Source organism: Streptomyces sp. NPDC048057, assembly GCF_040653095.1.
Lineage (GTDB): Bacteria > Actinomycetota > Actinomycetes > Streptomycetales > Streptomycetaceae > Streptomyces.
In genome coordinates, this window is sequence record NZ_JBEZNF010000013.1 from 154,752 (window position 1) to 175,727 (window position 20,976).

The 20,976-nt window shown below is 73.6% G+C and carries 18 protein-coding genes and 1 pseudogene; 8 read left to right on the plus strand and 11 right to left on the minus strand.

Translation table 11 applies throughout. The annotated features are described in order from the left end of the window. The first annotated feature begins 157 nt into the window (after positions 1–157). The 5 genes from AB0E05_RS17515 to AB0E05_RS17535 are packed head-to-tail and all read left to right on the plus strand — an operon-like array spanning position 158 to position 6,049. On the plus strand, positions 158–3,172 hold the full coding sequence (locus AB0E05_RS17515; RefSeq protein ID WP_361964198.1) for a nitrate- and nitrite sensing domain-containing protein: 3,015 nt from the start codon (positions 158–160) through the stop codon (positions 3,170–3,172). Next, positions 3,169–3,651 carry a roadblock/LC7 domain-containing protein gene (locus AB0E05_RS17520; protein WP_361964200.1) on the plus strand — a complete coding sequence of 161 codons (483 nt, stop codon included), beginning with the start codon at positions 3,169–3,171 and terminating at the stop codon, positions 3,649–3,651. The genes AB0E05_RS17515 and AB0E05_RS17520 overlap by 4 nt, the downstream gene beginning before the upstream one ends. Next, the gene (locus AB0E05_RS17525) at positions 3,648–4,082 is read left to right on the plus strand and encodes a DUF742 domain-containing protein (protein WP_361964202.1); all 435 of its coding nucleotides are present in this window, start codon (positions 3,648–3,650) and stop codon (positions 4,080–4,082) included. The genes AB0E05_RS17520 and AB0E05_RS17525 overlap by 4 nt, the downstream gene beginning before the upstream one ends. Positions 4,083–4,131: 49 nt before the next feature. Further along, positions 4,132–4,764, plus strand: coding sequence for an ATP/GTP-binding protein (locus AB0E05_RS17530; RefSeq protein WP_361964341.1), 633 nt, complete (start codon positions 4,132–4,134; stop codon positions 4,762–4,764). 22 nt (positions 4,765–4,786) lie between these two features. Continuing rightward, positions 4,787–6,049: a styrene monooxygenase/indole monooxygenase family protein gene (locus tag AB0E05_RS17535; protein ID WP_361964204.1), complete on the plus strand. Its 1,263-nt coding sequence runs from the start codon at positions 4,787–4,789 to the stop codon at positions 6,047–6,049. Here the strand turns inward: AB0E05_RS17535 and AB0E05_RS17540 are convergent. Further along, positions 6,046–7,302 (minus strand): C40 family peptidase, encoded by a 1,257-nt coding sequence (locus AB0E05_RS17540; RefSeq protein WP_361964206.1) that lies wholly within the window; start codon positions 7,300–7,302, stop codon positions 6,046–6,048. The genes AB0E05_RS17535 and AB0E05_RS17540 overlap by 4 nt on opposite strands. Before the next feature lie 130 nt (positions 7,303–7,432). Next, a complete protein-coding gene (locus tag AB0E05_RS17545) occupies positions 7,433–7,759 on the minus strand; it encodes a hypothetical protein (RefSeq protein WP_361964208.1) in 327 nt (108 codons plus the stop codon). Positions 7,760–8,253: 494 nt separating this feature from the next. Here AB0E05_RS17545 and AB0E05_RS17550 point away from each other — a divergent pair, with 494 nt between their 5' ends. Continuing rightward, entirely contained in the window at positions 8,254–8,982 is a 729-nt protein-coding gene (locus AB0E05_RS17550; protein WP_361964210.1) for an amidohydrolase family protein, read from the plus strand. Beyond that, positions 8,979–9,782: an amidohydrolase family protein gene (locus AB0E05_RS17555; RefSeq protein ID WP_361964212.1), complete on the plus strand. Its 804-nt coding sequence runs from the start codon at positions 8,979–8,981 to the stop codon at positions 9,780–9,782. The genes AB0E05_RS17550 and AB0E05_RS17555 overlap by 4 nt, the downstream gene beginning before the upstream one ends. 58 nt (positions 9,783–9,840) lie before the next feature. On the opposite strand, the gene AB0E05_RS17560 is transcribed toward AB0E05_RS17555, so the two are convergent. Both AB0E05_RS17560 and AB0E05_RS17565 read right to left on the minus strand, forming a co-directional pair. Further along, a complete protein-coding gene (locus tag AB0E05_RS17560) occupies positions 9,841–10,569 on the minus strand; it encodes a TetR/AcrR family transcriptional regulator (protein ID WP_361964214.1) in 729 nt (242 codons plus the stop codon). A 46-nt stretch (positions 10,570–10,615) separates the two neighbouring features. Next, positions 10,616–11,572, minus strand: a complete 957-nt coding sequence (locus AB0E05_RS17565; protein WP_361964216.1) for a diiron oxygenase — start codon at positions 11,570–11,572, stop codon at positions 10,616–10,618. A gap of 256 nt (positions 11,573–11,828) precedes the next feature. Between AB0E05_RS17565 and AB0E05_RS17570 the strand changes: the two genes are divergently transcribed. Continuing rightward, positions 11,829–12,437, plus strand: a complete 609-nt coding sequence (locus AB0E05_RS17570) for a Uma2 family endonuclease (protein ID WP_361964218.1) — start codon at positions 11,829–11,831, stop codon at positions 12,435–12,437. Between the two features lie 109 nt (positions 12,438–12,546). On the opposite strand, the pseudogene AB0E05_RS17575 reads toward AB0E05_RS17570, so the two are convergent. From AB0E05_RS17575 to AB0E05_RS17605, 7 genes and pseudogenes are all read right to left on the minus strand, one after another. After that, positions 12,547–12,681 (minus strand): annotated as a pseudogene (locus AB0E05_RS17575) (DUF3291 domain-containing protein); the annotation flags it as partial. 19 nt (positions 12,682–12,700) lie between these two features. After that, positions 12,701–14,185, minus strand: a complete 1,485-nt coding sequence (locus AB0E05_RS17580; RefSeq protein WP_361964220.1) for a penicillin-binding transpeptidase domain-containing protein — start codon at positions 14,183–14,185, stop codon at positions 12,701–12,703. Further along, on the minus strand, positions 14,182–15,528 hold the full coding sequence (locus AB0E05_RS17585) for an FtsW/RodA/SpoVE family cell cycle protein (protein ID WP_361964222.1): 1,347 nt from the start codon (positions 15,526–15,528) through the stop codon (positions 14,182–14,184). Before AB0E05_RS17585 ends, AB0E05_RS17580 begins: the two co-directional genes overlap by 4 nt. Before the next feature lie 504 nt (positions 15,529–16,032). After that, positions 16,033–17,208: a HAMP domain-containing sensor histidine kinase gene (locus AB0E05_RS17590; RefSeq protein ID WP_361964343.1), complete on the minus strand. Its 1,176-nt coding sequence runs from the start codon at positions 17,206–17,208 to the stop codon at positions 16,033–16,035. Between the two features lie 89 nt (positions 17,209–17,297). Next, the gene (locus tag AB0E05_RS17595; protein ID WP_361964224.1) at positions 17,298–18,071 is read right to left on the minus strand and encodes a hypothetical protein; all 774 of its coding nucleotides are present in this window, start codon (positions 18,069–18,071) and stop codon (positions 17,298–17,300) included. A gap of 105 nt (positions 18,072–18,176) precedes the next feature. Then, the gene (locus AB0E05_RS17600; protein ID WP_361964226.1) at positions 18,177–18,536 is read right to left on the minus strand and encodes a zinc-ribbon domain-containing protein; all 360 of its coding nucleotides are present in this window, start codon (positions 18,534–18,536) and stop codon (positions 18,177–18,179) included. Continuing rightward, positions 18,533–20,902: a PBS lyase gene (locus AB0E05_RS17605; RefSeq protein WP_361964228.1), complete on the minus strand. Its 2,370-nt coding sequence runs from the start codon at positions 20,900–20,902 to the stop codon at positions 18,533–18,535. The genes AB0E05_RS17600 and AB0E05_RS17605 overlap by 4 nt, the downstream gene beginning before the upstream one ends. Positions 20,903–20,976 lie beyond the last annotated feature (74 nt).

Sequence of the window (20,976 nt, forward strand, 5' to 3'; positions counted from 1 at the left end):
CACTCGTTCAGGTGGCGGAGCGGCCGATGCGCGCCTCCTACCCAAAAGCACTGGAATCGTCTGAAGGCGTGCCAGGGGTGGGGTCCCGCGTGTGACCGGCCGTCATCTCTGCTTCATGGTTCACGGCTGGACGAGTCAAGCAGGATTGCGAGCACCGGTGCAGAAGAAGCGGCCTTCAGGGGCCCCTACGGCCGCCCCACCGGCCCCTGAGACGTTCCCCGTTCACCACCCTCCGGTACCCGTCGGACGTGGCCGTGCCAAGCGGCTCCGCAGCAGGCTGGTCATCGGCGTCGGCGTCGTCGCCCTGATCGTCGGCGGCGCGGGCGCCCCCGGCATCCTCGACGGCTCCGCCGACCTCCACGAGTCCCAGCGCCTGGTAACGCTCGCCGAACTCAACCGACAGGCCGTCACCCTCGCCCACTCGCTCGCCGACGAGCGCGACGAGATCACCGCGTACGTCTCCGCGGGCCGCGACGACCAGCGGGGCGACGAGGCCGACCACCGCAAGGTCACCGCCACCCGCAGCGCCCGCGTCGACCGGCAGATAGAGGAGATCCGCGGCTCCATCCCCGCCGAGCGGGCCGCGCTGCGCCGCGAGCTGTCGACCGTGCCGTCCCTGCGCCGCACCGCGCTCACCGGCAAGGGCTCCGCGATCGAGGCCCACCAGGCGTACACCGACATCATCGGCAGCCTGAACTCCCTCGCCGACGAACTTGCCGAGAAGACCCCGCCGCGCGCCGCCCACGGCACCCGCGCCCCCGCCGCCCTCGGCCAGGCCGTCGAGCAGGCGTCCGCCACCCGCGGTCTGCTGCTCGCCGCCCTCGCCGTGCCCGGCGGGAAGCCCGAAGAGGAGTACGACTACACCACGGGCCGCACCGTGAAGCGGGAGAGCGACGCCCAGAAGGCCGCCGCCGGCGCCCGGGACTCCCTCAGCGCCGCCGCCCAGCAGGCGCAGGTGCGCGAGGAGGCCGCCCTCGCCGACTTCGACCAGGCCGCGAACAAGGCCGCCCGGGACTCCCTCGCCGCCACCGTCACCGGCGCCGAGGTCAAGGCGGCCGAGGAGTTCCTGGCCCTTCTCACCGACCGGCCCGAGCTGTCCGAGAGCGAGCTGGAGACGGACCACGTCAAGCTCGCCGCCGCGCTCACCGCCCGCATCGAGCAGATGCGCGGTGTGGAGTCCGCCCTCGCCACCGAGCGCATCACCAGCCTCGAACAGCTCCGTGACGACGATGTCACCGCGTTGGAGATACGGGTCGCGATCCTCGGCGCCCTGCTGCTGCTCTCGATCGGCGTGCTCGCCGCCCTGCTGCGCACGATCACCCGCCCGCTGGCCGTGCTGCGGCTCGGCGCGGCCCGCGTCGCCGGCTCCCCGGAGCTGGCGGAGCCCGTCGCCTTCACCGGCCGCAACGACGAGTTCGCCCAGGTCGTACGGTCCCTCAACACCCTGCACGGCAAGGTGCGGGAGCTCGCCGCCCGGGCCGAGGGGCTGGACGCCACCCGCCGCACCCCCGCCGCGGACCGCGCCACCGACCCGGGCACGGGCCGCGGCAACGACTCCAAGGCGGCGGCCGACGCCGCCCGTCTCGCCGCGGAACTCGCCGCCGAGCGCGCCGCGTCCGCCCGCACGGTCGACGAGCTGACCAACGAGGTCGAGCGGCTGCGCCACAGCGTCGACCACACCTTCGTCAACCTCTCCCTGCGCACCCTCGGACTCGTCGAGCGCCAGCTCTCCGTGATCGAGAAGCTGGAGGAGCGCGAGCAGGACACGGAGCGGCTGGCCACCCTCTTCAAGCTCGACCACATGGCCACCGTGATGCGCCGGCACAGCGAGAACCTGCTGGTGCTCGCCGGCGCCGAGCACAGCCATGGCCACCCCGGCGCGGTGCCGCTCGTCGACGTGCTGCGCGCCGCCGTCAGCGAGATCGAGCGGTACGAACGGGTCGTCATCCAGTCCCTGCCGCCGCACGCGCAGGTCGCCGGCTTCGCCGCGGACGACCTCAGCCACCTCATCGCCGAACTGCTGGAGAACGCCACCTCGTTCTCCCCGCCGGACGCCCAGGTCGAACTCTCCGGCTGGCTCCTGGAGAACGGCGAGGTCATGCTCTCCGTCCAGGACAGCGGCATCGGCATGTCCGCCGCCCGACTCCTCGACCTCAACGGCAAGTTGGAGGACCCGGCCGGCTTCGAGACCTGGCACAAGGGACGCGGCAAGGGGAAGGGCAAGGCCAAGGGCCGGGGCCCGCAGCAGGGGAAGGCCGGCTCGGGCCAGTCCGCGCGCACGCGCTCGGGCAAGGCGTCCACCGACGCCGAGGGCCTCGGACTGCGCGTCACCGCACTGCTCGCCGCCCGCCACGGCGTACGGGTCCAACTGCGCGACGGCAAGCACGGCGGGCTCACCGCGGTGGTCGTCCTGCCGCAGCCGCTGCTGCCCAAGGAGCCGCCGGCCGAGGGCCGCAACGCGCTCACCGACTCGGGCACCATGCCCGCCGTCCAACTGCCCGGCTCGGTCGCCGAAGCCAACTCCAACGCGCTGCCGACCACCGCGCGCGCGGCCGTGCCGCCCGCCCCGTCACAGCCCGGTGCCGACCCGCTGGTGGAGGCCGCCGAAGCCGCCGTCCGCGCGGCCGAGCCGGAGGTGCACGGCCGGGTCGCCGACGGCGACCCGCAGACCCACGGCATCGACGGCATCGACGAGCCCACCTTCGAGATGCGGCTCCCGAGCCTGCCCGCAGCCGCGTCCGACGACCACCGGGATTCGGTGCACCCCGAGCGGGAGCACCACCAGCACGTACAGCACGACCAGCACGTACGCAACGAGGAGTTCACGGCGATCGACGCGACCGGGACCGTGCGGAGTGGGGACACCGCACGGCCGACGGAGCCCCTGGCCGCAGCCGGCCAGGACGCCCCGACCGGTTCGACCCGATCCGGCGCACCCGCATGGGACCGCGTCACCGACAAGGGCCTGCCCAAGCGCACGCCCCGGGTCGTCAAGCCCGCGGAGCCTGCCGCGGGGCGCAAGGGCGGCGGCCTGGACGCCGACGCCCTGCGCCGTAAACTCGGGGGCTTCCAAAGGGCCGCCGAGGACGGCCGACGCGAGGCGCAGGCCGAGATCGCCCGTACAACGGCACCAGAAGAGGCGGGGGACACAGTCGAGGAGGCACGCAGTTGACTGCGACCGGGACGTTCGGCCTGAGCAGCGAGGCCCGCAATCTGCACTGGCTGCTGAGCAATCTGGTGGAGGAGGTGCCCGGACTGCGCTCCGTCGCCGTCGTCTCGTCCGACGGACTGCTGCTGCTCTCCTCCGACCCCGCGCAGAACGCCGCACCTGGTAACCCGCTCCACGGAGAGGGCCCGCGCGGATCCAGCGCCGACCTCGCCACCATCGTGTCCGGCATCGGCAGCCTCACCGTCGGCGCCGCCAAGCTGATGGACGGCGGCGGGGTCAAGCAGACGATGGTGGCGATGGAGGGCGCCTGCGTGTTCGTCATGGCGATCAGCGACGGCTCGCTCCTCGGGGTGCACGCCGAGGCCGACTGCGACATGTCCGTGGTCGCGTACCACATGGGCCTGTTCGTGGGCCGGGCCGGGCACGTGCTCACCCCCGAACTCCGCAGCGAGCTGCGGCAGTCCCTGGAGGTCGGCCGATGACCGCCGCGGCCTCCTCCGCCGGCCCTTCGGGGGCGACGCCCACGGGGCTCCCGGTGCGCGGCGAGAACCGGCGCCCCGCCCGGGTGCGCCCGTACTCCCTCACCGGCGGACGCACCCGCTTCGGCCACGTCCTGCTCGTCGAGACGTTCGTCGCCGCGCTCGAACCGCCCGCCGACCGCAGACAACTCCCGCAGGGAGACCTGTCGTCCAAGGTGATGCCCGAGCTCCAGGCCATCGTCGAGCTGTGCCGACGCATGCGCACGGTCGCCGAGATCTCGGCGATCCTCAAGATGCCGCTGGGCGTCGTCAGGGTGCTGCTCAGCGACCTGGCCGACCAGGGAAAGATCCGTGTATACGGCACCGGGCACGGCCCGGGACGCCCGGAACGCGCACTGCTCGAAAGGGTGCTGAGTGGACTCCGCCGCCTCTGACACGCTGTTCGACCCCCGCCACGCGGACGCGGACCACCAGCACGGACGCATCCTCGTGCCCGAGCCCGGCACCCCCTTCGACCCCGTCGCGGCGGCCGAGGAGGGCTACCAGTCCTGGCAGACGGACCACAGCCGGGCCCCCACGGTCGCCAAGGTCGTCGTCGCGGGCGGCTTCGGCGTGGGCAAGACCACCTTCGTCCGCTCCGTCTCCGAGATCACCCCGCTCCAGACCGAAGCGATGATGACCGAGGCCAGCGAGGAGACCGATGACCTCTCCGCGACGCCCGAGAAGCTGACGACCACCGTCGCCATGGACTTCGGCCGGATCACGCTCGACGCCGACCTGGTGATGTACGTCTTCGGCACGCCCGGCCAGCAGCGGTTCTGGTTCATGTGGGACGACCTGGTGCGCGGCGCGGTGGGCGCCATAGTGCTCGCCGACACCCGACGGCTCTCGGACTGCTTCCCGGCGCTCGACTACTTCGAGAGCAGCGGGCTGCCCTACATCGTGTCCGTCAACCACTTCGAGGGATCGGAGCTCTTCGAGATCGAGGACGTGCGGGAAGCCTTGACCATACCGCCGCACGTACCGATTGTGATCATGGATGCGCGCAAGCGGTTCACGGTGATCGAGTCACTGTTGTCCCTGGTTGCGCACGCACTCGAAGAAACTCCCGAATGAACGCAGAGAAGAGACTTTCCGGATGCGGAAGATACTCATAGTCGGAGCAGGTCAGTCCGGCCTCCAGCTCGCCCTCGGCCTCCAGTCGCAGGGCTACGAGGTCACCCTGATGTCCAACCGCACGGCGGACGAGATCCGGTCCGGCCGGGTCATGTCCACCCAGTGCATGTTCCACACCGCGCTCCAGCACGAGCGCGACCTGGACGTCAACTTCTGGGAGTCGCAGGCGCCCAGGATCCAGGGGCTCGGCGTCTCCGTCGCGGGTCCGGAGCCGGAGGACGAACCCGGCGGCCCGCGCGGCCGGCTGATCGACTGGGTCGGCAAGCTGGACGGCTTCGCCCAGTCCGTCGACCAGCGGGTGAAGATGGCCGGCTGGATGGAGACCTTCGCGCAGCGCGGCGGACAGCTCGTCATCCACGGCGCCGCCGTCTCCGACCTCGACTTCTTCGCCCGGACGTACGACCTGGTGATGGTGTCCGCGGGCAAGGGCGAACTGGTGTCGATGTTCGGCCGGGACGCCTCCCGCTCGCCGTACGACTCCCCGCAGCGCGCCCTGGCCGTCGCCTACGTCCACGGTCTGGGCGTACGGCCCGAGCATCCGGACTACGACGCGGTGCGCTGCAACCTGGTGCCCGGGGTCGGCGAGCTGTTCGTGATGCCGACGCTCACCCTCACCGGCCGCGCCGACATCCTCTTCTGGGAGGGCGTCCCCGGCGGGCCGCTCGACGTCTTCCAGGGCGTCAAGGACCCCTCGGAGCACCTGTCGCTCACGCTGGAGCTGATGGAACGGTTCACCCCGTGGGAGTACGCCCGCGCCACCAAGGTGGAGCTGACCGACGGCGGCGGCACCCTCGCCGGCCGTTACGCCCCCACCGTGCGGAACCCGGTGGGCCGGCTGCCCGGCGGCGGACTGGTCCTCGGCGTCGCGGACGTCGTGGTGGCCAACGACCCCATCACCGGCCAGGGCTCCAACTCGGCGTCCAAGTGCGCCGCCAGCTATCTCGCCTCGATCGTCGAGCACGGCGACCGGCCGTTCGACGAGGCGTGGATGCGGGGCACCTTCGAGCGGTACTGGAACACCGCGCAGCACGTCACCAAGTGGACGAACGCGATGCTCGCACCGCCGCCGGAGCACGTGCTGAACCTGATCGGCGCCGCCGGACAGCTCCAGCCGGTCGCCGACCGGATCGCCAACGGCTTCAACGACCCCGCCGACTTCGAGAACTTCTTCTTCGAGCCGGACAAGGCCGGGGCCTACCTGGCGTCGCTTTCGCCCGCCGGTTAACCGGCGCCGCCGTCGCCGTCGTAACCGGCGTCGGACCCCGCAGTGGCCGCATCGGGCAGCCGCGGCGGGTCGTAGGCGGCCAGCGGCCGGCCCTCCGGGTCCGGCCGCACCGCGCCCAACAGCGGATTGGCCGTCAGCGGGGACACCTTGACGGTGGCTCCGGGGCGCGGCGCGTGCACCACGCGGCCGTCGCCGAGATACACGCCGACGTGCGTGGCGTCCGCGAAGTACAACACCAGGTCGCCCGGGCGCAGCTCCCCGACGGGGATCCTCGCCAGGGTGCTCCACTGGTCCTGACTGGTGCGGGGGATCGGCTGCCCGGCCGCGGCCCACGCCTGGGAGGTCAGTCCGGAGCAGTCGTACGAGGACGGGCCCTCGGCGCCCCAGACGTACGGCTTGCCGATCTGCTCCACCGCGAAGCGCACGGCGCGTTCGCCCGCGGCGGTGGGGTTGTGCCGCGTGTCCGCGGCCTCGCCGACGTCACCGCCGTCGGTTGCGGACGCGGCGGGGGCGGCGGGTTCGCCGAGGGCGCCCGACGCGCCCAGGCTGCTCTGCGCCTCGGGCGAGGTGATGCCGGCGATCTGCTCGGGGGTGAGCGCGGCCAGCGTGCGCTCGATGGCGGTCAGGCGCTGGTCGGCCGCGTCCCGGGCCTGCTTCTGGCGCGCCACGAGGGCCCGTTCCCGGTCGAGCGCCTTGCGGGAGGCGGCGGCCAGCTCTTCGGCGTGCTGCGTACGGGCCGTGAGCTGGTCGACGGTGGCCCGGCGGTTCGCCGCGGCCCGTCGCATCAGGTGCCCCTCGTCCAGGGCGGTCTGCGGATTCGGGGCGAGCAGCAGCCGTACGTACGCCGAGAGTTCGGAGTGGCCCTGGTACTGCTCGCGGGCCAGTCGGCCGGCGTCGCCGACGCCGGCGGCGAGGGCGGCCCGGGCGGCGGTCAGCTCGCGGCCGAGCCGGGCGGTCTCGGCCCGCTGGGTGGTGAGCTGGGCCTCGGCTTCGGCGTGGGCGCGGGCGGCGGTCTCGGAGTCCCGGTAGAGGACCTGGAGCCGGGCGAGCAGATCGGGGACGGACGCCGGGGTGCCGACGGCCGAGGACTCGGCGGTGGCGTCCGCGGGGTCCTCGGGCGGGTCCAGGGGGGCGGCCGGTCGGGCGGCGGACAGCGCCCCGGCCGCCGCGGGTGGCGCCGTGGGGACGGCGGCCAGCGTCGTCGTCGCGGCGAGCGCGGCCGTGCACACCGCGCGGAGCACCTTTCCTGACACGTCATCACCTCCGGTCGGGGGCGGTGCGCTCCGCCCACTGCCCGGATGGTGGGTGCGCCCCCGCCGGTCCGCATCCCGGGTGGCCGCAACGGCGGTACGGCTTCACTCCTTGCGGGGGCGTCCGCGTCGGCTACGGGGTGTCGGCTTGCCCCGGCGCGTCCGAACCGGGCTGCGACCGGGATCCCGGCCGCGGCTGCGGTTTCGACCAGGGCCACTTCAGCTCGCGCCGCTCCCGGCCCTCGGGCGCGTACACGTACTTCCAGCCCCGCTGGAGGCCGAGCCGCTTGGTGTGGCCCGCGGGCTCGCGGCGGTAGGCGTGCACGGTGGGCGGGGTGCCGTCGTCGTTCGGCACCGGGACCTCGTACCACTTCGGCGGGTGTCCGGTCGGGCCGACCAACACCGACAGCACCTGCCCGTCCAGGGGGCCGTCGACGAAGAGGGTTCGCTCGCTTCTCACCCCTCCAGTCTGGCCCATCCGCGATGACCTCCGGCGGGCCCGTGCACCGGCTGCACCCCTCCTGGTTTCGGACCGGGGCGGGGTGGACACCTACTGGGGATGATCGTGCCCACGTCGGCGACCTCCCGGGCGGTCCCGCACCGTCGGCCCAGGTCGTGTCTTCAAAGTCCCGTCTGCCTGCCGTGCCCTGGCACGCACCCTGGCTGCGTTGTCGTCGCACGCCAGTACTCCGCACTGGCTCTCCCTCTGGGCCTGGCGGCCCGGGTGGTACTCCCATCCGCCGCCTGGCCATTGCACGCACCAGCCCCCGACAGGCCCGCCCAAAGGGCGGACGACGCTCCTTTGAAGACACTCCCTCGCCGCCCTGGAGGCCGAGGACGTCCCCGTGACCGGGTCATGGCCGGTGCCACCCGCGTCGTCGTCCCCTGTCTGCTGGTCTTCGGACCGCTCCAGCGCCATCTGACCGACTCCACCGCCGCCACCGGACCGAAGTCATGACCGCCACTGCTGACACCGCTGCCACCGCGCCCGTCGTCGACGTCAACCGCATGCTCGGACCCCTGCCCTTCGACACCGTCCCCAGCGCCGACCCGCCCGGTCTGCTGCGCGAACTCGACCGGCTGCGCATCGACACCGCGTACGCCGTGCACGCCCACGCGGTCTACGGGGACCCGCGCGACGGCAACGCCGCGCTGCCGCCGCCGGAGCGCCGGCTGCGACCGGTGCCCGTCCTCGTCCCCGGCCCCCTCGGCACGGGCCCCCTCGGCACCGGTGCCGTCGTACGGCTGTGCCCCGCCGAACACGGCTGGCCGCTGGCCGGCCGGCACTCCCTGGACCTCGCCGCCGACCTGGCCGCCGCCGGCACCGTGACCCTGCTCGGCTGGGAAGGCGTCGTCGGGGACGACGTGCGCAGACTGGCCGCGGCCGAGCCCGCGCTGCGCCTCGTCCTCACAGGCACCGGCTACCGCAGCGGCCGGGCCCTCGCCGATCTGATGGACGTCCAGGACGAGGTGTACGTGGACACCTCCACCCTGCTCGGACACCTCCAGGTCGAGTGGTTCGCCGAACGCTTCGGGGCGCACCGGGTCCTCTTCGGCACCGGCGCCCCCGTCACCGACGACGCCGGGCCCCGCCACCAACTCGACACCCTGGAGCTGCCGGAGCCCGACCGGGCGCTGATCGCCGGCGGCAACGCGCTACGGCTGCTGGAGGGCACCGGATGAGGATCGTCGACGCCCACGGGCACCTCGGCCGCTGGTCGGCCTTCGCCATTGTCGACGGGTCCGCCGCCTCGCTCGTCCGCGTCATGGACCGGTGCGGGGTCGCCGTCTCCTGCGTGTCGCACCTGCTCGGCGTCGGACCCGACGCCCGCGCCGGGAACGCGGCGCTCCTCGAAGCCCTCGCCGCCCACCCCGGCCGCCTCCTCGGCTACGCCGTCTACCACCCGCACGACCCCGAAGCGCCCGCCCGGGTGCGGGACCTGCTCCAGGTCCCCGGCGTCATCGGCGTCAAGCTCCACCCCGAGGTGCACCGGCTCCCGCTCGACGACCCCGGGTACGCCCCCGCGTTCGAGATCGCCGCGGAGGCCCGGCGGATCGTCCTCGCCCACAGCGAGTACGGCTCCGCCTTCTCCGACCCGTCCCGCTTCGGCCTCGTCGCCCCCCGCTGGCCCGGGCTCCCGCTGCTGATGGGCCACGCCGGGCTGTGGCCCGGCGCCGGCCACGCCGCGGCGGTGAGGGCGGCGGCCAAGTGCGCCGACATCGTGCTGGAGACCTGCGGCTCCCGGATGACGGCGCGCCACCTGGTGCGGCTGGTCGCCGAAGTGGGCGCGGAACGGATGGTGTTCGGCTCCGACGCGGTCTTCCTGGACCTGAGGGTCGGGCTCGGGCGTGTGCTGCTCGCGGAGTTGACGGACGAGCAGCGCCGCTGGGTGCTGCACGGCACGATCGACCGGTTGCTCGCCCGTTCTCCCGGCCGCGCCCCGGGCGCGGCCACAGACGGTTCTGGGTCGGCCCCTTCCTGACGCCCGACGCCTCCTCCCGGCCTTCGTGACGGGGCGTCGACTGAACGCGCCCGACTCCTCAGCCCGGTTGCGCCGCGCTGGCCGTCACAAGCCCCACGCGGCGGGCCAGTTCGGCGGCGGGTCCGGTGGGTGACTCCAGTGTCATCATCGCCCCGACCGCGTCCGCGGTCTCCGCGTCCGTCGCCGCGGTCGCCGCCAGCAGCGCGATCAGATGGTCGACGAGCCAGTCCCGCAACTCCCCGACGCACGGCTGCTTCTCCTCGTCCAGCCAGATCAGCGACGCGGCCTCCACGGCCGCGATCCAGGTGCGCACCATCATCCGCAGCCGCGGTCCCGGCCGCACCGCCCCCAGGTGGAAGAGGATCTGCTCGGCCGCGGCGCGCCGCACCCCGTCCACGATCGCGGTGGTGCGGGAGGTCTCCGCGACGCTGCCGCCCCGCAGCAGTGCGCTGAACCCGGCGTCGTGCGAGTCGACGAAGGCGAGGTAGCGGTCGAGGACCCGGCCCAGGCGCAGCGTCGGCGGTCCCTGCGCCGGTTCGGCGAAGCACTGTTCCAGCTCGTCCGCGGCGGAGCGCAGCGCGGCCTCGTACAACTGCTGCTTGCCGCCGGGGAAGTAGCGGTACACGAGCGGCCGGGAGACCCCGGCCGACTCGGCCACGTCGTCGAGGGAGACGTCCTCCGGCGGCAGGTGGGCGAAGAGCGCGAGCGCCGCCGTCAACAGCTGCGCGCGGCGTTCCTCGACGCTGAGCCTCCGGTAGGCACGGGCTGCCGGCGCGGGACTGGTCATGCCCGCAGGGTAGCCGGCGCACGCCCCGCGGAGCGGGTGGGAAAGCTCACGCCAACAGCCCGGAGGCCCGCCAGAGTCGACGCCCGGGGCCCCGCAGCACGCCCACGTCGTCCAGGAAGTCGGTCAGCCGCCGCGCCCCGGTCTGCATCACCTCGCGCCGGTGCCCGCTGGCCCGCGCCTGTGCGACCGCCTCGCGGCGGTCGAGCCCCACGTTCTCGTACACCGTCGGGCTGATGAAGCAGACGGAGAAGACGCACGCCGCCTCCCCGCAGCTCAGCCGGGTCAGCTCGCGCTCCCAGCGCGGCGCGGTCACCATCTGCCGCCGCAGCTCCTCGCGCGCGTACCGGACGTGCCGCGCCTCCTCGATCACGTGGATCCGGGTGACGCCGCGCACCAGCGGCTGCAGCCGCTCGTCGGGGAAGGTCAGCCGCTGCATCCAGTCCAGGATCTCCTCGCCGAGGAGCGCCGCGGCGAAGGAGCCCGGGGTCGTCGAGACCGTCTTCAGCACGCGCGCGAGGTTGTGGTAGAGGCGCGGCACCGGATACGCGGGCGCCCCGGTCTTCTCGATCAGCCGGGCGAACATCATCGAGTGCCGGCACTCGTCGGCGATCTCGGTGAGGGCGTAGCGGACGTGAGGGCTCGTCACGGGCTTGTCGTACACGTGCCGTACGAGCAACTGCATCAGGATGACCTCGAACCAGATCCCGAGCGAGCAGAGCGAGGCCAGCTCGTGGCGGGCCAGCTCCTGGCGCTGCTCCTCGGACATCCGCCGCCACAGCGGGGTGTCGTAGAGGGAGACCAGCTCCGGCGGCCAGTACCACTTGCCGTCCTCCCAGGGGGAGTCCCAGTCGAGCTCCCGATCGGGGTCGAAGGAGTGCTTCGCGGAGGATTCGAGCAGCCGCAGCGCCACTTGCTCGCGGTCCCGCAGGGGCCCGAGCGCGTCCCGCAGGCCCCGCACGTCGCTCACGCTGTCACGGTCGTTCGTGCCGGTCGTCGTCGTCATGGCGTCGCACACCTCGGGGCTCGCTCGACGGGAGGTCCCCGGGGCCGCCCCCGGGCACCCCTTATGAGACTGCCCGTCAGCAAGTGCGTCAAGACTCCGCACGCGACCTGTTGACTAACTGTCTAGCAAGCAACGGGGCGGCTGCCGGCGCGTGACGTCAAAGGGTGAACCATCACTCACTCGTTCGGGCGATGACGGGTGAACCAGGCTGGGTACCCTGACGGGGACGGTCAGACTCGGCGGCATGGGAGGAGCGATGAGCGCCGTACGCGACGACGCGCAGCACGGGCGGGACGAGCAGGGCGACAGGTACGAGTGGCCTCGTCCGCCGACCGACGGCTGGACAGCGGACGACCTCGACCGGCTTCCGGACCTTCCTCCGCACACGGAGCTGATCGACGGGAGTCTCGTCTTCATGAGTCCGCAGGCCGATTTCCACATGGCCACGCTGCGCCTGCTGGAGCACGGCTTAATCAGCTGTGCTTCGAAGGAACTCTACGTCGTCCGGGAAATGTCGATCAGGCTGGACAAGCGCAATCGGCCGGAGCCCGATCTCATGGTGGTGCCGCGGACCGAGCGGAAGGGTTCAAGGCAGACCTGGTACGAACCTGAGGTGCTCCTTCTGGCCGTGGAGATCACGTCCCCAGACTCCGAAGAGCGCGACCGGGAGGTCAAACCCCTCAAGTACGCCCGCGCGGGCATCCCGCACTTCTGGCGAGTGGAGAACGTGAACGACGCCCCGGTGGTGTACGTCTACGAACTCGACCCCGCCACGCACACCTACGCCGTGACCGGCATCCACCACAAGCAGCTCAAGCTGGACCGCCCGTTCCCCGTCGACATCGACCTCACGGACGCCTTCTGAGCCGTCAGCGCTGACCGCCGGGGTGCAGTGCGGCCTCCGGCGCGGGGAACGCCCGGTTCAGCGTGAACGCCCCGTACGTCGGCCCCCCCGCGCGCAGCAGCCGCGGCCGGTCCTCCGCCTCCGCGACCCCGTTCACCGGGTCCAGGTTGTCGACGAAGAACTTCAACTCGGCGGAGTCCAAGGGGAATGCGAGCCGGGCCATGTTCACCTGCGCGAGTTCGTAGGGCCTCGTGATCCGAACCATGACGCCGCGCCGGGCCGGCTCATCCGGTGATGGCCGCCTCCATCACGGCCCGGGCGATCGGCGCCGCGTCGCCGTTGCCGCTGACCTCCCGGCGGACCGTCTCCGCCGCCGCCGTGCCCTCGGTGCCTCCCGCTCCCTCGACGACCACGGCGACCGCCACCGCCGGCTGGACCGCGTCGTCGGCCTGCGCCCAGGAGATGAACCAGGCGTACGGGGTGCCGGAGTTGCCCAGGCCGTGCTGGGCCGTGCCCGTCTTGCCGCCCACCCGGGCGCCCCGGACCGCGGCGTTCGCCCCCGTGCCGTCCTCCACCACGCGCACCATCAGCCGCTGGAGCTGGCGCGCCGTCGAGGGGTACATCGCCTGGCGGTACGGGCGCTGGTGGTGCTGGGAGAGCGTCCGCCCGCTGCGGGTCACCACCCGGTCGACCAGGTACGGCTCCTTGAGCGTGCCGCCGTTGGCGACCGCCGCGGCGACCATGGCCATCTGCAACGGGGTCGCCGTCGTGTTGAACTGCCCGATCGACGACAGCGCCACCTGGTCCACCGACATCCGCACGTCGAAGTTGGACGGCGCGACCGGCGACGGGATCGCGAGCCCCCGGTCGTTGAACCCGAAGGCGGCCACCGCCTTCACCATGCCCGGCAGGCCGACCTTCGCCCCGACGTTCGCCAACACCGAGTTGCAGGACCACTGGATCGCGTACGCCAGTGACGCACCGCCGCAGCCGTCGGCGGCGTCCGGAAGCCGGGTGCGCGTCCCCGGCAGCACGTACGGCTCCGGGGTGTCCGTCGGCGCGTCCACGTCCCGCACCACGCCCGCGTCCAGCGCCGCCGCCGCGGTCACGATCTTGAACGCGGAGCCCGGCGGGTACGTCTGCCGGATCGCCCGGTTCACCATCGGCTGCGTCGGTGCCGCGTTCAGCTCCGCCCACGCCCGCTTGACCTGCCCGCCGGTCCCGGACAGCACCCCCGGGTCGTACGACGGGCTGCTGACCAGCGCCAGGATCCGGCCCGACGCGGGCTCGACCGCGGCGACCGCGCCCCGCCGCCCCGCCAGCCCCCGGAACGCCGCCTCCTGCACCGACCGCTTGACGGTGGTCAGCACGTCGCCGCCCGCGAGACGGTCGCGGCTGAGGTCGTTCCAGAGCGGGAAGGTCGCGAGCAGCGGATCGGCGCCGGACAGCGCCGCGTCCTCGGCGTGCTCGACGAACGAGGTGCCGTACGTCTGCGAGGCGAACCCGGTCACCGGCGCGTACACCGGGCCGTCGACGTAGGTGCGCTCGAAGCGCAGTTGTTGGTGGGTGTCCCGGGAGCCCGTCACCGGCGCGCCCTCCACCAGGATGTTGCCGCGCGGCTCCGCGTAGCGGGCGATCGCGCCGCGCCGGTTCGCCGGGTTGTCGTCCAACCGGTCCGACTGGACGACCTGCACCCGGGCCGCATTGACGAGCAGCGCGCCGAGGAGGACCAGACAGAGCCCGGACGCCCGGCGGATGGTGCGGATCACCGCAGGGCCTCCGGTCCCGGGGTGCGCGCGAGATCGCTCAACCGGATCAGCAGCGCCACGATGATCCAGTTGGTCACCACGGACGAGCCGCCCTGCGCGAGGAACGGCATCGCCATGCCGGTCAGCGGGATCAGCCCGGTCACCCCGCCGGTGATCACGAAGACCTGGAGCGCGACGATCGACGCCAGGCCGACGGCGAGCAACTGTCCGAAGGGGTCCCGCAGGCTCAGCCCGGCGCGCAGGCCGCGCGCCACCAGCAGCGCGTACAGCAGCAGGATCCCGGTCAGCCCGGCGAGCCCCAACTCCTCCCCGGCGGTCGCCAGGACGAAGTCCGACTTGGCGGCGAACCCGATGAGCGCGGAGTGCCCGAGGCCCAGCCCGGTGCCGAGCATCCCGCCGGCGCCGAACGCGAACAGCGACTGCGCCACCTGGTTCGGGCCCTGCCCGGCCTCGATCGACGCGAAGGGGTGCAGCCAGTCGTCCACCCGGCCGTGCACGTGCGGCTCCAGCGCCCCGACCGCGAACGCACCCGCGGCGGCGAGCGCCAGCCCGACCGCGATCCAGCCGGTGCGGCCCGTCGCGACGTACAGCATCACGACGAAGAGCCCGAAGAACAGCAACGAGGTCCCCAGGTCCCGCTCCAGGACCAGCACCCCCACGCTGACCAGCCACACGGTGACAACCGGGGCGATCACCCGGCCCGGGGGCAGCCGGCGGCGGTTGGTGCGGGCGAGGGTGTGGCGGTTGGCGGCGAGGTACGCGGCGAAGAACACCGCGAGCAGGATCTTCGCGAACTCACCCGGCTGGAACGACAGCTCGCCGAGCCGGATCCAGATGCGGGCACCGTTCACGGGCGGGAAGAGGACCGGCACGACCATGAGCGCGAGCGCGGCGGTGACGGAGAGGTATGCGTACCGCTGGAGGACGCGATGGTGCGGCAGCAGCGTCACCGCGACGACGAACAGCCCGACGCCGAGGGTCGACCACACGAGCTGCGCGGGCGCGGCGACGCTCTCCGGCGTCTCCAGGTCGAGCCGGTAGATCAGCACGAGTCCCAGGCCGTTGAGGAGCACGGCGATGGGGAGGAACAGCGGGTCGGCGCGGGGGGCGCGGAGCCGGACCGCTAGGTGTGCGAAGAGCGCGAGGGCGCCGAGGCCGGCGCCGTAGCCGAGCACGTCGGGCGGCACGGCGCGGTCGTGCGCGAGCCCGACGGCGGCGTACCCGTACGTCGGGATCAGCACGGCCCCCACGAGCAGCCCCAACTCGACCCCCCGCGCGGTCCCCGCCCGGTGCTGCGCGGAGGCCACGGATGCGGGTGCGGCTGTGCGCGTGCTTGCGGTCATGCGACGCAACGTAGCAAGCACCCACCCCATATGCCCGCAATGCGCACCCCTTGCCCGTTGCCCGGCCCCCGCTGCCAGGCCCGCTGCGCCCCTGGACCGTTCGCCGTTTCCCCGCGGGTGCGTTGGTCTCTGCGGCCCGTCTGTGGCTGGTCGCGCAGTTCCGCCCCCTCGGCCCCGGAGGGCCTGGGGGGACCCCCCGCGCCCCTAAAGACTCACGCCCTGCGGGCGTAGGGGTAGCCGGTCCGCAGATGACCGACAAGGGCAGCGAATCAGGGGCGCTGGGGGTCCCCCCGTGCCCGCAGGGCACAGGGGGCGGAACTGCGCGATCAGCCCACCACCGGCCGGCAGAGACCAATGCTCCCGTAGGGAAACGGCGGAGGCGTCCAGGGACGCGAGGGAGCAGCGGGCCGCACTGGTCAGCGCACCCGCAGGGAAGACGGCGGGGAGGTCAGAATGCGCGGGCGAACGGCCGCAGCGCGCGGGCGAAGGGCCGCAGCGCGGTTGTCAGGGCGCCGCCGGGAGGGTGACGCGGGCCAGCGCTCCGCCCTCCACGGGGTTGTGGAACGTCAGCGTCGCGCCCAGGACGTCCGCCTGGCCCGCCGCGATCGTCAGGCCCAGGCCGTGGCCCTTCGTCTCGCCCGCCGAGCGGAACCGCGTCGGGCCCTGCGCCAGCAGGAAGTCGGGGTAGCCCGGGCCGTGGTCGTGGACCGTGACGACCGGGCCGTCCACGGTCAGGACCACCGGCGCCGCCCCGTGGCGGTGCGCGTTCGCCACCAGGTTGCCCAGCACCCGCTCCAGCCGGCGGCGGTCCGTCTCCACGGTCGCGTCCCGCACCACCCGTACCTGCGTGTCCGCACCGGTCGACCGGGCCACCCGCTCCACCAGGTGGGCCAGTTCCAGCAGCGCCAGGTCGACCGTCTCGCTGCCCGCGTCCAGACGGGATATCTCCAGCAGGTCCTCGGTGAGGGAGCGCATAGCCCGGACGCGGTCGCGCACCAGCTCCGTCGGCCGCCCCTCCGGCAGGAGTTCCGCCGCCGCGGTCAGCCCGGTGAGCGGGGTGCGCAGTTCGTGGGCGACGTCCGCCGTGAAGCGCTGCTCGCTCAGCAGCTTGCGCTGGAGGGAGGACGCCATCGTGTCCAGCGCCCCGGACACCGTCGCGACCTCGTCCTGTCGGCGGGAGGGGTCCTTGGTGCGCGGGTCGTCGACCCGCGCGTCCAGGTCGCCGGCGCTGATGCGCCGCGCCACCTGCGCGGTGAGGTGGAGCCGCCGGGTGACCCGGGTGACCGCGAACGCCCCCGCGAGCAGCGTCGCGCCGATGGCCAGCCCCGCGGACCCGAGGATCGCCCGGTCCAGCGCGTTGATGGTCTTCGCGCTCTGCGAGTGGTCGGAGCGCGCGGCGATCGCCCGGCCGTCCGCCGGGCCCGCCGCCCACATCGTGGGGCGCCCGTCGAAGAGGCTCACCATCGTGCCGCGCTCGCCGCGCAGCGCCAGGTCGCGCAGGGACGACGGCAGGCCCGGCGGGTCCACCGCGCCGAACTTCGGCAGCGGCTGCCCCGCCTCGTACGCCGCGGTGACGTCGGCCAGCCGGCTCAGCGCCTTCTCGCGGGACGCGTCCACGGTCTGCCGGGTCACCCCCACGTGCACCAGCACGCCCAGCAGCGCGGCGAGCGTGCAGCACATGACGGTGATGAAGACCGCGGCCTTCCAGGTGAGGGTCGCGGTCCAACGGGGCAGCCGGGGGCGTCGGGCGGGACGGACGGCGCGCCCGGTCACGGAGTGTCCTCCGCACCGGGCGACGCGGTCGGCCGCGCCGCCGCGCCCCGGGACGCCTCGCCCGGCTTGACCGGCACGATCTCGTCGCGCCTCGGCAGCATCGCCCGGTGGTGCTCGTCCCAGGACCAGGCGGTGCGGTACTCGCTGCCGGGCATGCCGGCCGAGACGGAGCGCAGGAGGATGTCCCGGCCGGCCAGGTCCACCCTGACCAACTGGTCCGCGGTGGACATGATCCGCGTCAGCTCCGTCGGGTCCGAGTCCCGCGCGGGCATGTAGCAGCGGACCTCCGTGAGCTGCCGCCCCACCCGCACCGCGACGATCAGTTCCTCCCGGCCGTCGCCGGTGAGGTCGCGGTAGTACGGCTTGAGCACCGGGCAGGCGCCCGGCTTCGGCGGCTGCGCTTCCTTCGGGGCGCGCTTGGTGCACCCCGCGAGCTTCTTGACGAGCGCGTCGGGCGCGTCGTCCGGCAGCCCGTACGCCTCCGGGTACGCGCGCGCCTCCGCACGGACCACGGCCACCGGATCGAGCGCCCGCGCCCCGCCGGCGGGCACCTTCACGCCGGGGACGGGGACCGTGTCGGTCTCGCCGTAGTCGTACGGGGGAGCGGTGACGGGCGGCAGATCCGGCCAGAGCCGTACGGGCCCGGTGGCCGTGGGCGTCGGCCCCTCGCTGCGCAACCCGCCCGCCTCACCGCACCCCGACAGCAGCACGGAGCCCGTGGCCGCGCTGAGCAGCGCCGCGGACAGCAGGCGTCGGGGGCGGGGGCGCAAGGATCTCCTAGCCGAACGGGGCGTTCTTCGTCCCATAAACCTTATGAGATGGCGAAAACCAGTCGGCGCGGGCGTCCGACGGCCGAGACCCGACGACGACACTCCCTACCGCTGGTAGGGGTTCCCCGGGGTGTTGTTGCCCTGCTGGAAGGGATTGCCCTGCTGGTTCGGGGCGGGCTGCGACTGGCCGTACCCCTGGCCGCCCTGCACGCCGGGCACACCCTGGCCGCCGGCGGCCTGCGCCTGCAACGCGTCGGCCTGCTGCTGGGTGATCTGCGACTCCGCACCGCAGAACGTGCACTGCGTCCCGTACTTCGAGGAGACCGGGAACAGCGGCACGAAGAACAACGTGAACTTGGTGACCCGCTTGCGCAGCGTGTGCGCGGCCGGATTGCCGCACTGCCCGCACACCAGCGTCAGTATCGCGAGCTGGTACAGGTACCCCTTGGTGCCGAAGATGATCACAGCGAGTGCCTCTCCCTGATCAGTGCCCGCCGGCAGAGGGCCAGCAGCTTCTCGTCCCTCACGATGTCATGACTGCCGTAGCCGCCGTCGATGGCGTTGTGCCGCCGGACCCCGGCCAGCTCGCTGCGCAGCAGGGCCTCCGCGCCCTCGACCGCCATCACCGCGGTGATACCGCCGCCCGCGGCCAACCGCTCCGCGGTCGGGACGCGGGTGAACGGCAGGGTGTGCCACGCCGCCCGCAGCACCGGCCACGCCCGGCGTGGATGGCCCGTGACGCGCCACAGGGCGACCGCCGCGTCCACCCGGGTCCACGGGTCGACCGCCGCCAACAGCTCCGTCAGCGCCGGCTCGGCCACCGCCGCGGCCGGGCCCATCGTGCCGAGCGCCGTCGCGGCCGAGCGCCGGCCGCCGGTGTCCGCGGCCGTCAGCGCGCCGAGCAGCACCGGCAGCACCACGTCCGCGCTGTCGGAGCCCTCCACCGCCCACAGGGCCGCCGCAGCCTTCGCCTGGAAGGCGGGGGAGAGCGCGCCGGCGGCCTCCGGCAGCGCGCACGACCAGGCGTCCCCCCGCTGGGGCCGGGCCGGTCGCAGCAGCCGCCGCAGGTCCGGCACGGCCTCGCCGGCCGCGGGCCCGAACGCGGTGAGCGCGCGCAGCACCAGGTCCACCACCCACTCCCGGCGGTACTCCGGTACGCCCCGCAAAACCCGCAGCACCTCGGGCATCGCCTCCGCGGCGCGCAGCGCGGTGAGCCCGTACAGCAGCGGGCCGGCCAGGTCGTACAGCCGGTCGTCGAGCGCGACCGCGCCCAGGCGCTCGCGCAGCACGGGCGCCAGCGGGGCCGCGGCCTCGCCCAGGTGGTCCAGGACGTAGCCGAGGTCCTGCGGGGCCTCGGGCAGCTCCAACATCCGCGTCAGCACCGGCACGGCGCGTGCGTCACCCGTGCGCGCCAGCGCCGTGACCGCGCCGCCCAGCATCAGCGGCCCGCCGACCCACTCCTGCACCCAGCGGTCCGGATTGGCGGCCACGTACTCCGCGAGGGCGTCGGTGGCGGGCTCGGCGAGCGCGAACAGCTCGCCCAGCACCGCGATGGCGGCGTCGGCGAGGCGCGGTCCGCCGCGGTCCTCCGGGAGCTGTTCGCCGAGGAGCGCCACCAACTCGCCGTACTCGCCGCGGCAGGTGCGCAACAGGCCGCTGCTCATCCGTACGGCGTCGATCCGCTGGCCCTGGTCCGGGCTGCACAACTGGTCGGCCAGGAGCGCCACGCGGTCGTCGACGCGGTCGCCGAGGCCGGAGTGCAGGGTGCGCAGCAGGGCGCCGGTCCACGGCGCGGCGCGCTCCGTCGTGGTCGCCTCCTGGCGCCCCCTGAGCGGACCGAGCTGCCCGCCTTGCCCGCCCTGGCCGTTCTGGCCGAGCAGGGTCGCGGCGGACGGCGCCGGTGCGTGCTGCTGGGGAATCGGCGCCTCGGGGGAGCCGCCGCGCAACTCCCGCAGCAGGCCCGTCACCCCCGGCACCACGTCGTCCGGCAGACGGTGCGGTGCGCACCGGGCGAGCTGGGCGATCGCGGAGAGCCGCAGCCCCGGGTCGTAACCGCGGGCACTGCCCGGCTCGCGCGCGCCGGCCTTCTCGCGGGCCCCGCCCGCATCCCGCGTGCCGTTGGCGTACGTCCCGCGCTCGTACGGTTCGGGCTGGTGCTCGTACGACGGCGCCGCGGCGTACGCGTCGGGGTCGTACGCCGAGGGGTCGGCGTCGTGCGCCACCCGGGTCAGCCCGGTCAGCCACTCCACCACCTCGGGGTTCAGCCCGTCGTGCCGCAGGGCTATGCGGCCCCCGGCCTCCACGCACGCCAGCCGCACCTCCGGGTCCTGCTCCACCTTCAGCCGCTCCCGCAAGAGCGCCAGCACCAGGGCGGGCTCGGAGTGCAGCGTGGCGAGTGCCAGCGGCACGGCCAGTCGCACCCCGCGGTCCTCGGCGCCGACCTGGGCGAGGAAGACGTCCGCACCGGCGGTCACCGCCGACGCCGCCATCGCGTAGTTCGCCGCGGACTCGAACTCCTCGCCCTCGACCAGGTCCAGGACGTCGTCCCCGTCGAGGTCGATGCCGCCGATGCTGGTCAACAGCTCGATGACGCCGCCGCGGTCCTGGACCGCGGGGTCACCGGCCAGTTCGAGGAGGAAGGGGATGCAGGCGAGCGTCGAGTCGAAGACCTCGCCCTGGTGGTGCACGGTCGCGTACATGCCGTCGAGCGCCGCCTCGCGCACCGCGGGGTCGGTTGACGCGAGGCCGCGCAGCAGCTCCGGGACGTCCCCCGCCGGCCCGTAGGCATGCTCCAAAGCGGCCCAGTCGACCTCGTCGATCCCCCCGAACACGCCTGCCTCCTCCCCAAACCCAGAACTCTGACGTCACAGGCGTCACAGGCATACGCCCGACCGGGGCGTTTCCA

Bases quoted from the DNA above. Each gene is read 5' to 3' on its own strand.
- AB0E05_RS17560 (WP_361964214.1), bottom strand. From the start codon at position 10,569: ATGACCAGTCCCGCGCCGGCAGCCCGTGCCTACCGGAGGCTCAGCGTC.
- AB0E05_RS17525 (WP_361964202.1), top strand. From the start codon at position 3,648: ATGACCGCCGCGGCCTCCTCCGCCGGCCCTTCGGGGGCGACGCCCACG.
- AB0E05_RS17570 (WP_361964218.1), top strand. From the start codon at position 11,829: ATGAGCGCCGTACGCGACGACGCGCAGCACGGGCGGGACGAGCAGGGC.
- AB0E05_RS17585 (WP_361964222.1), bottom strand. From the start codon at position 15,528: ATGACCGCAAGCACGCGCACAGCCGCACCCGCATCCGTGGCCTCCGCG.
- AB0E05_RS17590 (WP_361964343.1), bottom strand. From the start codon at position 17,208: ATGTGCTGCACGCTCGCCGCGCTGCTGGGCGTGCTGGTGCACGTGGGG.
- AB0E05_RS17550 (WP_361964210.1), top strand. From the start codon at position 8,254: ATGACCGCCACTGCTGACACCGCTGCCACCGCGCCCGTCGTCGACGTC.
- AB0E05_RS17535 (WP_361964204.1), top strand. From the start codon at position 4,787: ATGCGGAAGATACTCATAGTCGGAGCAGGTCAGTCCGGCCTCCAGCTC.
- AB0E05_RS17565 (WP_361964216.1), bottom strand. From the start codon at position 11,572: ATGACGACGACGACCGGCACGAACGACCGTGACAGCGTGAGCGACGTG.
- AB0E05_RS17555 (WP_361964212.1), top strand. From the start codon at position 8,979: ATGAGGATCGTCGACGCCCACGGGCACCTCGGCCGCTGGTCGGCCTTC.